Annotated in this window: 12 protein-coding genes; 6 read left to right on the top strand and 6 right to left on the bottom strand. The window is 56.2% G+C overall.

Translation table 11 applies throughout. From position 1 onward, the window contains the following. Positions 1-7 precede the first annotated feature (7 nt). Both RBB81_RS01035 and RBB81_RS01030 read right to left on the bottom strand, forming a co-directional pair. Complete coding sequence (locus RBB81_RS01035; protein ID WP_353072395.1) at positions 8-2,728, bottom strand: ABC transporter permease; 2,721 nt, start codon at positions 2,726-2,728, stop codon at positions 8-10. Between the two features lie 10 nt (positions 2,729-2,738). Next, entirely contained in the window at positions 2,739-3,077 is a 339-nt protein-coding gene (locus RBB81_RS01030; RefSeq protein ID WP_179585853.1) for a PadR family transcriptional regulator, read from the bottom strand. 766 nt (positions 3,078-3,843) lie between these two features. Here RBB81_RS01030 and RBB81_RS01025 point away from each other — a divergent pair. Next, positions 3,844-4,359 carry a hypothetical protein gene (locus RBB81_RS01025; RefSeq protein ID WP_353072394.1) on the top strand — a complete coding sequence of 172 codons (516 nt, stop codon included), beginning with the start codon at positions 3,844-3,846 and terminating at the stop codon, positions 4,357-4,359. 35 nt (positions 4,360-4,394) lie between these two features. Here the strand turns inward: RBB81_RS01025 and RBB81_RS01020 are convergent, their stop codons facing one another. The 4 genes from RBB81_RS01020 to RBB81_RS01005 form a co-directional block, all read right to left on the bottom strand. Then, a complete protein-coding gene (locus tag RBB81_RS01020) occupies positions 4,395-5,132 on the bottom strand; it encodes a succinate dehydrogenase/fumarate reductase iron-sulfur subunit (RefSeq protein ID WP_353072393.1) in 738 nt (245 codons plus the stop codon). Positions 5,133-5,147: 15 nt separating this feature from the next. Then, positions 5,148-6,962, bottom strand: coding sequence for a fumarate reductase/succinate dehydrogenase flavoprotein subunit (locus RBB81_RS01015; protein WP_353072392.1), 1,815 nt, complete (start codon positions 6,960-6,962; stop codon positions 5,148-5,150). After that, positions 6,963-7,748 (bottom strand): succinate dehydrogenase, encoded by a 786-nt coding sequence (locus RBB81_RS01010; protein WP_179585845.1) that lies wholly within the window; start codon positions 7,746-7,748, stop codon positions 6,963-6,965. An 800-nt stretch (positions 7,749-8,548) separates the two neighbouring features. Continuing rightward, entirely contained in the window at positions 8,549-9,106 is a 558-nt protein-coding gene (locus tag RBB81_RS01005) for a TetR/AcrR family transcriptional regulator (RefSeq protein WP_183792517.1), read from the bottom strand. 267 nt (positions 9,107-9,373) lie between these two features. Here RBB81_RS01005 and RBB81_RS01000 point away from each other — a divergent pair, with 267 nt between their 5' ends. The 5 genes from RBB81_RS01000 (at position 9,374) to RBB81_RS00980 (ending at position 13,742) form a co-directional block, all read left to right on the top strand. Continuing rightward, entirely contained in the window at positions 9,374-9,910 is a 537-nt protein-coding gene (locus RBB81_RS01000; protein ID WP_179585843.1) for a cupin domain-containing protein, read from the top strand. Between the two features lie 83 nt (positions 9,911-9,993). Then, entirely contained in the window at positions 9,994-10,881 is an 888-nt protein-coding gene (locus RBB81_RS00995; protein ID WP_353072391.1) for an aldo/keto reductase, read from the top strand. Positions 10,882-10,965: 84 nt separating this feature from the next. After that, a complete protein-coding gene (locus tag RBB81_RS00990) occupies positions 10,966-12,351 on the top strand; it encodes a PQQ-dependent sugar dehydrogenase (protein ID WP_353072390.1) in 1,386 nt (461 codons plus the stop codon). A gap of 54 nt (positions 12,352-12,405) precedes the next feature. Beyond that, entirely contained in the window at positions 12,406-12,867 is a 462-nt protein-coding gene (locus RBB81_RS00985) for a cupin domain-containing protein (RefSeq protein ID WP_183791780.1), read from the top strand. Positions 12,868-12,974: 107 nt separating this feature from the next. Next, positions 12,975-13,742, top strand: coding sequence for a hypothetical protein (locus RBB81_RS00980; RefSeq protein ID WP_353072389.1), 768 nt, complete (start codon positions 12,975-12,977; stop codon positions 13,740-13,742). The last annotated feature ends 5 nt before the right edge of the window (positions 13,743-13,747 follow it).

Raw genomic sequence — 13,747 nt, 5'->3', positions numbered from 1 at the left:
GGAGCGACTACTCGGTCTTCAGTGCCTGCATGGGATCGATGGAGACGGCACGCCGTGCGGGCAACAGAGCGGCCAGCACGGCGATCGATACAAGCAGCATCGCAGAGGACAGGAAGATGGCGGGATTACCTGGTTGGATCTCAAAGAGGAAGTCGCGGACCATGCGGGCGGCGAAGAATGCGCCTAGTCCTCCGGCGAAGAGACCTACGGCGAGCAAGCGCATCACCTGACGCATGACGAGGTGGAAGACTTCCATGCGAGTCGCACCGAGTGCCATTCGGAGACCGATCTCCGTTGTTCTCCGGGTCACGTTCCATGCCACAAGACCATAGACACCGATGCCGCTTAGCAACAGACCGAGGAATGCGAAGAAGCCTGACATGGCGGATAACAGCCGCTCGCGTGAGACTGAGTCGAGAAAGGTCTGTTTGAATTCGAACGGGGCGATCTCAGGACTGGACGGGGCCATCTCGTGCAATGCAGTGAGATATGCCGATCTCGCAGCGGCATCGTTGCGGGCATGAATGACGAAGAAGAGATTGGCTCCGGCGTTAGTCATGCCGGCATTGCCGGTAGTAATTGGAAGATAGACGATGGGTGGGGTCGACTCGCGCAAGGTGTCGTACTTCGTATCCTGAACGATGCCGACGATCTGGAAGTCGTGGAAGGGATAGTTGGCGTTTTTTTGGTAACGAACGATGTTTCGCAGGGTTTTGCCAAGGGCCGAGGTGTTGGGGAAGTAGAGCCGAGCTGCGGCGTGGCTTATGACGCAGGAGTTTCGGTCGGAGTCTTTATTTTCCAGGTCGCGCCCGGCGAGGATGGGTATGCCTACGGCAGAAAAGTAGTGGGCCGCTATTACATTCCCCATGACTTCAGTTGGCTGGGCTTGCCCGGATTTGTCTGCAGCGACGAATTCGTCCATCCAACGATCTCCCATGAGGGGTGAGATTGCGGCGACACTGGCCTGCTCGATGCCTGGAAGCTCCTCCATGCGCGCAGCCATGCGGCGGTAGAGGGCGACTAAGGCATCGCCTTTTTCGGGGATGCGAAGGAAGTCGGTCAGCACGATGAGTACGTTGTCGGTTCGATAGCCGGAGTCCTCGGTGAGCAGATGGGTTATGGTGGTGCCGAATAACGCAGCGACCACAACCAGGGTGAGCGAAAGGGCCAACTGAAAGGGGACGAAAAAACTGCCCAGCCCGGCGGCACCGAGATGCATTCGCGGATGGGAGCTGCGGAGGTCCGCGTCTACGCTGGTGCGGCCTGCGGTCCAGGCGGGAGCCATCCCGAAGAGGAAGGCACAGAAGACGGCACAGGCGATGGTGACAGAGAGCACGGTGAGATTGGGCCGCATGGAGATTGCCTGCTCCGCCTCGGCGTTGCCGAGCATGTGGAGGATCCAGGGGCCACTGAGGGTGGCGAGCCAGATGCCGAGGAGCGCGCCGGGGAGAGCCAGCATGAGGCACTCGACGAAGAGCTGCCGCATGAGGCGCAGCCGGCTTGCTCCCAAGGCTCCGCGAATCGCGAACTCCTGCCGGCGGGCGGAGGCGCGGGCGAGAAAGAGGCCGGAGAGATTGGCACAGCAGATGAGCAGAACGGCGGCGACCATCAGTTGCAGGAGCAACAGCGGTTCCGTGTACTGTGAACGAAGCCTGCTCCAGCCAGTGCTCGCGGGCCTGACTTCGAGACGGGCTCTCTCAATCTGAGGCATATGCCGCAGAGCAGGTGGCAGAGTCGCGTCGAGGATGGCGGGAAAGAGAGCGCTGATCTCTGCTTCGGCCTGCGCGCGGGTGACGCCTGGGTTGAGACGGGCAAATGTATCGAGCCACAGCCGGCCGCCGTCGCGCTTGGTGTCCTGACCATAGAGGATTGCCTGAAATTCGAGCGGCAGATAGATGTCGGGATGTTCGGCGACGATGACTCCCTCGAATCCAGCGGGAGCAACACCGACGATGGTCGCACTGTGGTCGGTCACGGTGATGTGCCTTCCGAGCACGGAAGGGCTGGCTTGATAGCGTTCGACCCAGATGCGATGGCTGATGACTGCGGCCAGGCCGTCGGGTCCGCCGCCCGGCTGGTCGTCGGCGGGAGTAAGCAGACGGCCCAGCGATGGGTTTACGCCCAGAGACTGAAAGGCATTGCCGCTTAGGATTGCGCCGTGTATGCCGCTGTTGACGGCTCCGTCCCTGAAGGGAAAGTCGTAGACACACCAGGCAAAGATGCCATGAAAGGAGCGCGAATGACTCTCGATGAATTCGATGATCGGGAGGTTGAGAGGCGCGTTACTGCCATTCCTTTCGGCGCTCATACTGATGGTCAACCGCACCAACTCGCCGGGATCGCGGACGGGCAGAGTCTTCAGCAAGAGGGCATGGGTCAAGGTAAAGACGGCAGTGTTGGCTCCGATTCCGAGAGAGAGCGTAAGGATGGCAATCAGAGCGAAGCCGGGAGAGTGCCTGATCTGACGGGTTCCAAAGCGCACATCCTGAATCAGCGCATCGACGAATGGGAGCCCACGTTGCCGGCGGTAGCTTTCCTTGGTCTGGGCTACGCCCCCAAATTTGAGGAGTGCGGCGCGCCTTGCGCCCTGTGGCGACATGCCGCGATGCAGGTTCTCTTCCACGGCGAGATCGAGGTGCGTAAGCAACTCCTCGTCGAGCTCCTCGTCGAGCTTGCTCTCTCCGAAGAAGGCGACGCAGCGGCTCCACAAGGTTTGCAGCCAGCCCATAGAAGAACTCCTAACGAGGCGTGGTGAGGAAGCGGGCCATCGTGGCAGCGATCCGCTCCCAGCTTTCCGTCTCTTTTTCGATCTGCTTCCTGCCGGATCGGCTCAGGGAGTAGTACTTGGCGCGGCGGTTGTTCTCTGAGGTTCCCCATTCGGCAGTAATCCAGCGCTTCTGCTGCAGGCGAAGAAGAGCCGGATAGATGGTCCCCTGATTCAGGTTGAGAGTGTCATCGCTTACCTGCTCGATCCGACGTGCTATGCCATAGCCATGCAATGGGCCCATGGACTCCAGTGTCTTCAGCACCATCAGATCGAGGGTGCCTTGCAGAACGTCAGATTTGCTCTCGCCCATTTGCTCCCCTGTTGATTTTCAACAGATACTTTGCGCCCTTTTCCAGTTGAATGTCAACAGGAAGTCCCTCGATTGTCTCAAGAGTATAGTTCGCCTATCACGAAAACCTAGGGACTAATTGAGCCTCGTGAGGGGTTCCAGATTCCCGGGTTGCGGCCGGATGACGGGCAAACCCGGAGTATCCCGTTGTGCCCGTAAAGTCCGGTTATCGGCAAGTTCGATCCCGTTATTGTCGAAAAACCCGTTTTGCGTGCACTACAAAAGGAGAATGATTACTTCCGTATTGCAGACCATCCGGGAGTTAGGTGACGAGCATGGCGTTTACCAGGACTGATCTCCGAGCTGTGGAGCTGCAAGGGCCGCCGACGAGGCTCTAATCAAGTCTGGACTACGCTTAGGGAAAGAAGCATAATGTCGTGGTCAAGAAGGCAGGCGTGATGACCCCGTTGAAAACTCGGGTTCTTCAGTTGCAGACGATCTGAACCAATTCTTCGCAGAGGATTGGAACAATTAGGGATGCTGATCACTGCCAAAGGCTCATTCGCAGACGCGACGCTGAGGGTTTTCAGGACGATAGGCAGTAAACGAAGCGGCAGCCGACTATCGTGTACCGCCAATGCACAGCGTTATTGCGTTGATGTGGGGGTTGGATCCAGACGCAGCTCACTTCCAATCTGGCCGTTGGTCGAATTGCCGGACCGGAACATAGGGCTCGGTTCGCAACATTCGCGGCGCCAGAGAAAATTGAACATGGAGGGAAAGAGCCATGGAATATAAGGTTAAACTCATTTCGACAGCTGGGATTGCTGTGGCCATCTCGAAAGCTGAACTCTATCGCTCGCTCAACGAACCGGAAGAGGCAGAGTCGATCTGTCGCGATATCTTGACCATCGAACCGCAGCATCAGCCCGCACTCCGTTTGCTTGGTCTCTCCCTTACAGATCAATTCACCGGCCGTGAGTCTGATCGCTACCGGGAAACCGAAGAGATCTTCCGGCAACTCAGGGATTCGTACGAGCGCCTCTACTACGCTGGGATTCTGCACGAGCGACGCGCAAAAGCCCAGCTCAACGCCGGGCAACTGCCTCGCTCATTGGTGGCGCTTTTCGACCATGCTCTGCGCCATTTTGCAAAGGCTGAGAAAATCCGCCCGGCAGGGAACGACGATGCCATCCTTCGCTGGAATAGCTGCGTGCGGCTGCTTCAAAATCCCGCCTACGAATGGGGAGAATTGGAACAGGAATTGGTTCCCTTTGATGTCCAGGACGCCCGGCCGAGATAGCAAATCTCCCCGGTATTGGGAGAAGTGAGTTTCAGTTAGAGGATGCGGAACAGCCGCTTCAGGGGATCGAAATAACGGTCCACGACGCGCTCTTTGAGCGGGATGATCGCGTTCTCTGTAATCGTGATCGACTCGGGGCAGACCTGGCGGCAACAAGTCGTGATGTTGCAGTAACCGATGTTGTGTTTGTGCCTCAAATCGCTGACCCGGTCTTCGGTGTCAAGCGGATGCATTTCCAGTGCGGCTGAATAGACGAGCAGACGCGGACCGATAAATTCGTCGTGCTTGTGGTGTTCCCTCAGAACGTGGCACACGTCCTGGCAGAGAAAACACTCGATGCATTTGCGAAACTCCTGCACGCGCTCGACGTCGGCCTGCTGGATTCGCCATGTTCCATCGGCCGCGTCGGGTGGGCGTGGCTTGAATTGCTTGATCGTCTTCTTAGCCTGGAAATTCCACGAAACATCTGTGACCAGATCGCGTATGACCGGAAACGCGTGCATCGGTTCCACGATGACTGGCATATTCAGGTCGATGGCACTTAGCCGGGTCATACACATAAGGCTGGGCATGCCATTGATTTCGGCAGAGCACGACCCACACTTGCCGGCCTTGCAGTTCCATCTCACCGCCAGGTCGGGCGCTTGCTGCGCCTGGATGCGGTGCACCGCGTCCAGAACAACCATGCCCTCCTCCACGGCTGTTGTGTAATCCCGGAATGCGCCGCCTGCGGAGTTTCCGCGCCAGATGCGAAATGTCGCTGGTGTGGCCATCTCTGTCGTCTCCCGCTATTTCATCTCTTCAATCACCTTCTTTAGCTCATCCGGCATCGGCGTCAGTGCGCGCCTTTCGACTTGCATCTCACCGTCTGCGCTTCGCCTGATGACGATGTTGTACTTTCCCCACTCCGAATCCTTGTTCGGGAAGTCTTCGCGGAACTGCGCGCCGCGGCTTTCTTTTCGCAGCAGCGCAGCACGGGTAATTGCTTCAGACACGACCATCATGTTGCCGATATCGATCGTCGTGTGCCAGCCGTTGTTGTACTCGCGATTGCCCGCTATGCCTGTTCGCTCTGCTCGCGTGCTTAACTGCCCGATCGCGTCGAGCGCCTGTTGCATTTCACTCTCGACCCGCACGATCCCGACGAGGTCCTGCATGGTTTCCTGCAGATCGTATTGAATCTGGTATGGGTTCTCGCCGGCAGGGCCACGGTCAAAGGGAGCGAGGGCCGCTGTTGCGGCGGTCTGAAGCTCCTCCTCGTCGATCGTTACTGGGCCGTTGGCGTTGGCGAATTCTGCGGCAAAGCGCCCCGCACGCCTTCCGAATACAACGAGATCAGAAAGGGAATTTCCGCCCAGCCGATTCGCGCCATGCAATCCTGCTGCCGCCTCCCCCGCGGCGAAAAGCCCGGGCACACTGGACATCTGCGAATCGCCATCGACGCGAATTCCCCCCATCATGTAGTGAGTCGTTGGACCAACTTCCATCGGCTCTTTCGTGATGTCAAGATCGGCAAGCTGCTTGAATTGGTGATACATGCTGGGGAGCTTGCGTTTGATATGCTCCTCTGATTTCGGCATGCGCTCCTTGATCCAGGAAATATCGAGGAAGACACCGCCATGCGGCGAGCCGCGACCTGCCTTGACTTCGCGATTGATGCACCGCGCAACATGGTCCCTGGTGAGCAGCTCAGGCGGACGGCGCGCATTCTTATCGCCTTGCGTATACCGCCAGCCTTCTTCCTCAGAGTCCGCAGTCTGCTCCTTATACAGGTCAGGGATGTCGTCGAACATGAATCGGCGGCCTTCGCTGTTGCGCAAGACGCCGCCTTCGCCGCGGACACCTTCGGTTACGAGAATCCCGCTCACGCTGATCGGCCAGACCATGCCGGTGGGGTGAAACTGAACGAATTCCATGTCCTGGAGTTCGGCTCCGGCGCGATACGCCAACGCAAGGCCGTCGCCTGTATATTCCCAACTGTTGCTGGTCACCTTGAAGGCACGCCCGATTCCGCCGGTGGCCAGCACCACTGCCTTCGCGTCCCACAACTGGAAGCGGCCCCTCTCGCGGTCGTATCCGCAAGCTCCTGCAATGCGATTTCCGTCGAGCAGCAGGCTGAGTACCGTGCACTCCATGTGGACTTCCATCCCAGTATGGATGCCGTGGTCCTGGAGTGTGCGTATCATCTCCAGGCCGGTGCGGTCGCCGACGTGGGCCAGCCGGGGATATCGGTGTCCGCCGAAGTTTCGTTGAAGAATCTTGCCGTCCGTCGTGCGATCGAAAAGCGCGCCCCATGCCTCGAGTTCGCGGACGCATTCCGGAGCTTCTTTAGCGTGGAGTTCGGCCATGCGCCAGTTGTTCAGGTACTGACCGCCACGCATCGTATCGGCGAAATGAACCCGCCAGTTATCGCGATCGTCGACATTGGCCAGCGCTGCCGCGATGCCTCCTTCGGCCATTACGGTATGCGCTTTGCCGAGTAGTGATTTGCAGACCACGCCGACCTTCGCACCCGCGGCTCCAGCTTCGATGGCGGCGCGCAGGCCTGCTCCGCCAGCTCCAATCACGAGTACGTCGTAGGAGAACCGCTGGAATTCCGGCATCTAGAGAATTCTCCAGTCATGCCAGATGCCCATCGAACAGAGACGGATGTAAATATCGGAAAAAGCAACCCAAAGAAGGCTCGCCCATGCCCACTTCTTATGCCCCGCGTTCAGTCGGCTCACAAAGTTGTAGATCTTGTGCCGAACGGGGTGATCCGAGATCTGGTCAAATGTTCCGCCGATCAGGTGTCGGAATGCATGACACCCGAATACGTATCCGGCCAGAAGCACGACATTCACGACCAAAACGAGACTCCCAATCCCGATCCCAAATCCCTCAGGAAAAAAGAAAGACCTCAACGCGTCGTAGACCAGAAAGCCCCAGACAATGTACGAGAGCCTCAGAAAGTAGCGATGAAAATTCTGCATAATGAGCGGAAAGGTTCTTTCCCCCAAATAACTTTTCCGGGGCTCACTCACCGCACATGCCGGAGGATCGGCCCAAAACGATTTGTAATACGCGCCGCGGTAGTAGTAGCAGGTCACACGGAACAAGCCTGGAATCCAGAGAATGAACAGCGCTGGAGAAAAGGGCAGAAAGTTCGGATACCATCTCGGTTTCGGGCCAAACAAGGCGTGTGGGGAGCTGCCGAAAAGCTCGGGCGAATAAAACGGCGAGATATACGGACCATAGGTGTAATGGCTGTTCTGGAATGCCGCCCAGTTGGCATAGACGAGAAACGCGCCAAAACCCAAGAGGATTGCCGTCGGAGAAAGCCACCAGGCGTCGCGCCGCGACGTTTGGCCAAACTTACCGTCTTTCCAGACTATGTCGGGAGCTGACACAAGTCCCTCCACGGCGGATGGGCATTCGCAGACTGCGCCCTTCCCGCCTCGATGGCATCGGATTGTATAGCAAGAACTCTACAGTCAACCACCTGCCATGTGAGTCAGGCTGATTCCGGACCGACAGTCATGCGGAAGTGATCCCCGGTTCGGCCCTCGTGCTACCTAATTCCTCCCGGTTGACGGGCAAACCGGAAGTATCCTGTATGCCCGTAAAGTCGGCTTTTCGGCAACTACGCCTCATCGTGTCGCCAATCATTCAAAACTGCGGGTGATGGGCTTCATTTAGTCATCACAGAGTCACCGAAAAATGAACGCAATGTGACGAGATGCTGAAACAGTTGAACTGATTGGTGTCCCCGGTGGGATTCGAACCCATGTTATCGCCGTGAAAGGGGGGTTAGTGGTAGTTTGTATGAGCTATGCAAAGCTTCCTCCGATTCAGTGAACCTGATTCGACTCTTGTTCGGTTCCTGCAAGTTCGCGAAACTCGGGTTATTGAGTGCTCTTGTCGCTGAATGTGCAGTTCAAACAGGAATGCCCGGGTAAGAGTCTATTTGTGCCATCGCACGTTGCGGGAACATCATGTCATATCTGTTCTTCAAACATGCGTCGCGTAAAAAGGCATATCGTTGTCATCAAGAGTTCTCCGCCAATGCTTCTTGCAATTTCTGATTGCGCAAAGACCACTGGTGTCCAGTCAATCACAACAACGACTCTGTCGTTCTGCGTTTGGACGCTGACTAAGCCGCTATCATGTAAGTAGCAGCAAATACTCCATGGTGTGCGAGATAACGTTCTTAAGGCACATTGGTACAAACATTCCCTAGAATGACGTCGACGGCAGCGCAAGCCAATAGCTCGAGTTCGGAATCACTTTCATGCTCACCGATTCCTGCCAACAGACGGTATAGGATGTCTCCCGTCAATGAGTCGTGAAGCATCACTGCTATCCGTTCAATCGGGACCGTCGTCCCTCGCAGCTCATCGCGATGGCTTTCCAATACCAATCGTATGAAGGAAGCCGTTCTGGCGGGACCGTACGTGTACCACGCCTCGCCTACTTCGGGACAATTTGCTGCCTCCCCGATGGCGAGACGATGAAGCTCCACGGACCGTTTTGCGCTGATGAGCTTCAAAATGTGAAAAGAGAGTTTCTTTAGGCTCTCTTCAAGGTTCAAACCTGTGTAGTCGATCTTCGCGAGCGGCTCATTCGACTCGCGGCACAGGTTCTCGATACTGCTAATGAACAGCCCACATTTCCCGCCGAATTCGCTGTAGACGGTGCTTTTCGAACCGCCAGCCAACTCAACGATCTTGTCGATGGTGACACCTTCATAGCCGCGCTTCAGAAACAAGTCTGCTGCGACTTTTTGAAGTTTGCCGTTTCGAACGTCTCCTCGCGACCGCTTGTCAGGCATTCATCTTCCGTCCTGAATGCGTAAAAAATATTCAATAAGATCCACAGCTTCACTTCTCCCGTAATAACAGCATTTTATGTGCTCTTTTTCTTCAGCACCTCTGGAACACTCGTGCGTCGAATTTGCCGTCGAGCGCATCTAATGTGTAATGTACAGTACAGTACATTACGAACGCAAGGCAATCATGAACTATCTGGAGGTCATATGGGAAGCAAACCTAATGATTCGTTCATTGACCCGATAGCTGACCAGGTTGCGATTCAGCGTGGAGTCGCCGTTCGGTCGACGTCTCAACCGGGATCCAATTCAACGATCAGCGTTGTGCATCCCGCTGAATTGAGCAGCGAGACTCAGCAGACACCGGGATCGCTGAGGATGTCCGCCATTGCAGCGATGCATGGCATCGTCTCCTCGCTATGGGCAGGCATATTCGTGGTCGAGCCTTCAGCTAAGACCGGCATTCACCACCACGGCGAACAGGACACCGTCGTTTACGTCCTAGAAGGAGAGGCTTGTGTGCGGTGGGGCGATCTGGGAGAACACTCAGCCACCGTTAGGGCGGGTGATTTTCTGCATGTGCCGGGCTGGTTGCCGCATCAGGAAATCAATTCGTCGCGGGAGCACACATTTCGATGGGTAGTTGTACGGAGTACACCAGAGCCGATCGTGGTGAACTTGCCTGATGATTTCTGGACGTCAACCAACTCAAAACCGTTAAAGAGGAACGCCAGTGAGCACTAGAAGAGATATCTCGAGCTTTGCTGTCGAAAAGACGGCCACTCTGAATATGCCTTCCAAAATTCAACACGAAAAGGAGCAGTCTAATGAATAAGAAACCGATTCTTTCAGCTGCAGCTGCCGGCACACTCACCTTCGGTGGCGATATCACGGTCAACCGGATGGGCTATGGCGCCATGCGTATCACTGGGGCAGGCGTGTGGGGACCTCCCGCGGACAAAACCGCCGCCTTGGCGACTCTACGGCGCGCGATTGAACTCGGCGTGAACCTGATCGACACGGCCGACTCCTATGGCCCTGGCACATCAGAAGAGTTGATTGAGGAGGGGCTCCACCCATATCCAACTGGATTAGTAATCGCAACCAAAGGTGGGTGGGAGCGCCCGGGCCCCGGCCAATGGACGCATAATGCCAGCCCGAAACATCTTACCGAAGCACTCGAGGGGAGTCTGAAGCGTCTGCGTCTGGACCGTATCGACATCTATCAACTGCACGCTCCCGATAATGCCGTGTCCTTCGAGGCTTCGGTAGAGGCACTGGCCGGACTCCGGAAGCAAGGTAAGATCCGTCATGTTGCGCTTTCGAATGTGACTCGCGAACACGTGGAAAGGGCACGCAAGATCGTGCCAATTGTCTCGGTGCAGAACCGCTACAGCTTCGCTGACCGGGAATCCGACTTCATCGTCGATTATTGCGAGCAGAACAATATTGCTTTCCTTCCGTGGGCTCCCCTCGGTCAAGCGAAGGAGGCACATGATGGCATCAAGAAAGTCGCGAATGATCTTGATGCAACTCCTTTGCAGGTCGCCTTGGCCTGGCTGCTTAAGCGTTCCAAAGTAATCCTGCCTATTCCCGGAACGTCCTCGGTCAAGCACCTGGAGGAGAATATCGCTGCTGCCGATCTTGAGCTCCCTCAGGCAGCGTACGACAAGTTGGCTGCTGTAAGCCATCCTCCCGCAAGTTTACGTGGTTGAAGCGCTGTTAAAAATTTGAATGCTTCTTGCTAAGCCATTGCACGATCGACTGTCGCCAAAAATACAGATCTGGAGATAAGAATTATGAAACGTTCACGCTTCGCAAAGTTCCAAGCATTAGTCCCTCTCGCCTTCGCCGCGTTTCTTCCGTCTGCGCTCCATGCCCAGCAGACGATCACCGGTCAGTCCGCCTTCGCCGACTACACGCAGCAAAAGCCTGGCGTCCGACGAAAGATCACCGTGGCAGACTTGCCGGAACCGAAGCCGTCTGAATCTGTAGACAACGGTCCGACCCTTGCTAAAAGGCCAGAGGGCGCGTGGCCCATTGCCCCAGCCGGTTTTACGGTTCAGCTCTATGCGGGCGGTGACGCAGCCACTCCTATGCAGCGATCCGAAAATAAGAAAGAGACGCACGGGCCTACCTCTGGAACCTTCGTGATGCCCCGCATTATCCATACTGCACCGAATGGCGATCTCTTCGTAGCAGACTCGCAGGCTGGCTCCATACTGGTGCTGCGCGGCGTTACTGATGCGGGGAAGGCGGACACCATCAGCACCTACGCTACGGGTCTCGATCACCCCTTCGGCATTGCGTTTTATCCCGCGGGCCCAAATCCTCGCTGGATATACATCGGCAACGCGACGACCGTGGTTCGATTCGCTTACAAGTCCGGAGACCTGAAGGCAGACCGCGCGCCCGAAACAGTCGTGCCCGATCTTCCTGGCTATGCTCAACTCCGCGGCGGTGGCCACTGGACGCGAGACGTTGTCTTTTCTGCCGACGGTAAGCATATGTTGGTGTCGGTGGGAAGTGGATCGAATGCGGACGATCCTGACACCCATCCCGGAGAGTTTCACCGGGCCGATGTTCTTGAGTACACCCCTGAGGGCAAATTTGTCGAGGTGTACGCCTACGGCATTCGTAACTGCGTCGGCGAGGCGATCAACTCTATTACCGGTCAGCTCTGGTGCTCAACGAATGAGCGTGACGCCCTTGGGAACAATCTCGTTCCAGACTATGTGACTTCAGTGAAAGAAGGCGGCTTTTATGGTTGGCCCTGGTTTTATATGGGAGGCCATCAGGATCCGAGACTAATGGGCACGCATCCTGAACTCAAGTCCAAGGTGATTACGCCAGATGTGCTGGTTCAACCTCATATGGCCTCGCTCGGAATGACGTTTTACCCTACCAGTAAATCCACGTTCCCGTCCCAATACGATGGCGACGGATTCGCATCCGAACACGGGTCCTGGAATCGTGCGAATCGCGGAGGCTATGAAGTTATCCGGATTCCCATGAAGGACGGCAGAGCCACCGGCGAGTATGAGGACTTTCTTACAGGATTCGTCACCGCGGATGGACAGGTCTGGGGCCGACCTGTAGGCGTGGCCGTGGGTCATGATGGCGCTCTCTACGTGACAGATGACGGCTCTCGCAGCGTTTGGCGCGTATCTTACACCGGCAAATAGCCAGACGGTGCTGAATTTCGAGCAGACATCCAACCCAACATGGAGGCAACCGACATGATTTCTAAATACTGCGGGATTGGAATCGCCGCTATCGTCATCGGATCATCTCTGACGGCCCTACTGGCTCAAACCGGCGCGAATACCGTTGCAAGCGGTAAGCGCGAAATCCTGTTGCAAACGACCGAATCGTGGAACGGCAAACCGTACATACACTACCCCACTGCTCAGCCACAACTCACGACGATCAAACTAACCATCGCACCACATACCGCCTTGCCATGGCACACGCATCCATATCCAAACGTCGTCTATGTACTTTCCGGCACACTCACGCTGCATGACAGGGCCAGCGGCAAGACCCAGGTGGTTCATCAGGGACAAGCGGTCGGCGAGTCAGTGGACGATGTGCATCGGGGCGAGTCGGGTGACGAACCCACCGTACTGCTGATCACTTATGCAGGCACTCCAGGCGTTCCAACCTCAGTCCCTGCAAAGGGCGAGAAGGCGGAGTACTGAATCGTCTCAGCTCAACCGATCTATGAATATGGTGTTTCGTTATGTATAAGGCTTTACGGGTCGATCGAAATGAACTGCATTTTTGCCGAGCTTTGATCCTCCTTGCGATGTGCTTGCTCCCTGGCTTCGCGAAGGCACACGCTCAAGGAAACTACGAGATCCAGGTCTACGGCGCCGACACGGTGCCACCAAAAAATTTAATGGTCGAACTGCACTCGAACTACACCATCTCTGGCCAGACTCAAACGATTGGTGGCGTCTATCCGACGAATCACCAGGAGCATGAAACCGTCGAGTTAACGGAGGGAATCAACAACTGGTCTGAGATCGGTTTCTATGTATTTACCAGCGAGCAAAATGGGCTTGGAGTGCAGTGGGTCGGAGATCATATCCGGCCGCGTGTCCGAGCGCCAGATAGCTGGCATCTTCCAGTTGGCCTCAGCCTTTCCACTGAGATCGGATATCAACGAGCTGCCTACTCACCGGATACGTGGACCTGGGAGATTAGACCGATCATTGATAAGACGATGGGCCGCTGGTACCTCGCGTTCAACCCGGCGCTTGAACGCACCTTGCATGGTCCTGGCGTCAATCAAGGGCTCGGCTTTTCTCCAGGCGTAAAAGTCAGTTACGACTTCACCCGCAAGATCAGTGGTGGCTTCGAATACTACGCGGATTACGGGAAACTTGGGGACTTCTATACCCTTCATAATCAGCAACAGCAGTTCTTTGTCGTAACAGATTTGAACGTATCACCGAAGTGGGAGATCAATATGGGGATTGGAGTTGGCCCAACCGCGGCTACCGATCACCTGATTGTGAAGGGAATCATCGGCAGACGTTTTAATTGGGGGCGAAAGTCTGCGGTCGAATAGTAGCT

The sequence above is a fragment of the Tunturibacter gelidoferens genome (genome assembly GCF_040358255.1).
In the GTDB taxonomy this organism is placed as follows: Bacteria; Acidobacteriota; Terriglobia; order Terriglobales; family Acidobacteriaceae; genus Edaphobacter; species Edaphobacter gelidiferens.
This window is presented reverse-complemented; position numbering and strand designations above follow the sequence as displayed.

Coding starts and splice junctions, on each gene's coding strand:
- RBB81_RS01035 (WP_353072395.1), bottom strand. CDS start 2,728: ATGGGCTGGCTGCAAACCTTGTGGAGCCGCTGCGTCGCCTTCTTCGGA.
- RBB81_RS01030 (WP_179585853.1), bottom strand. CDS start 3,077: ATGGGCGAGAGCAAATCTGACGTTCTGCAAGGCACCCTCGATCTGATG.
- RBB81_RS01025 (WP_353072394.1), top strand. CDS start 3,844: ATGGAATATAAGGTTAAACTCATTTCGACAGCTGGGATTGCTGTGGCC.
- RBB81_RS01020 (WP_353072393.1), bottom strand. CDS start 5,132: ATGGCCACACCAGCGACATTTCGCATCTGGCGCGGAAACTCCGCAGGC.
- RBB81_RS01015 (WP_353072392.1), bottom strand. CDS start 6,962: ATGCCGGAATTCCAGCGGTTCTCCTACGACGTACTCGTGATTGGAGCT.
- RBB81_RS01000 (WP_179585843.1), top strand. CDS start 9,374: ATGGGAAGCAAACCTAATGATTCGTTCATTGACCCGATAGCTGACCAG.
- RBB81_RS00995 (WP_353072391.1), top strand. CDS start 9,994: ATGAATAAGAAACCGATTCTTTCAGCTGCAGCTGCCGGCACACTCACC.
- RBB81_RS00990 (WP_353072390.1), top strand. CDS start 10,966: ATGAAACGTTCACGCTTCGCAAAGTTCCAAGCATTAGTCCCTCTCGCC.
- RBB81_RS00985 (WP_183791780.1), top strand. CDS start 12,406: ATGATTTCTAAATACTGCGGGATTGGAATCGCCGCTATCGTCATCGGA.
- RBB81_RS00980 (WP_353072389.1), top strand. CDS start 12,975: ATGTGCTTGCTCCCTGGCTTCGCGAAGGCACACGCTCAAGGAAACTAC.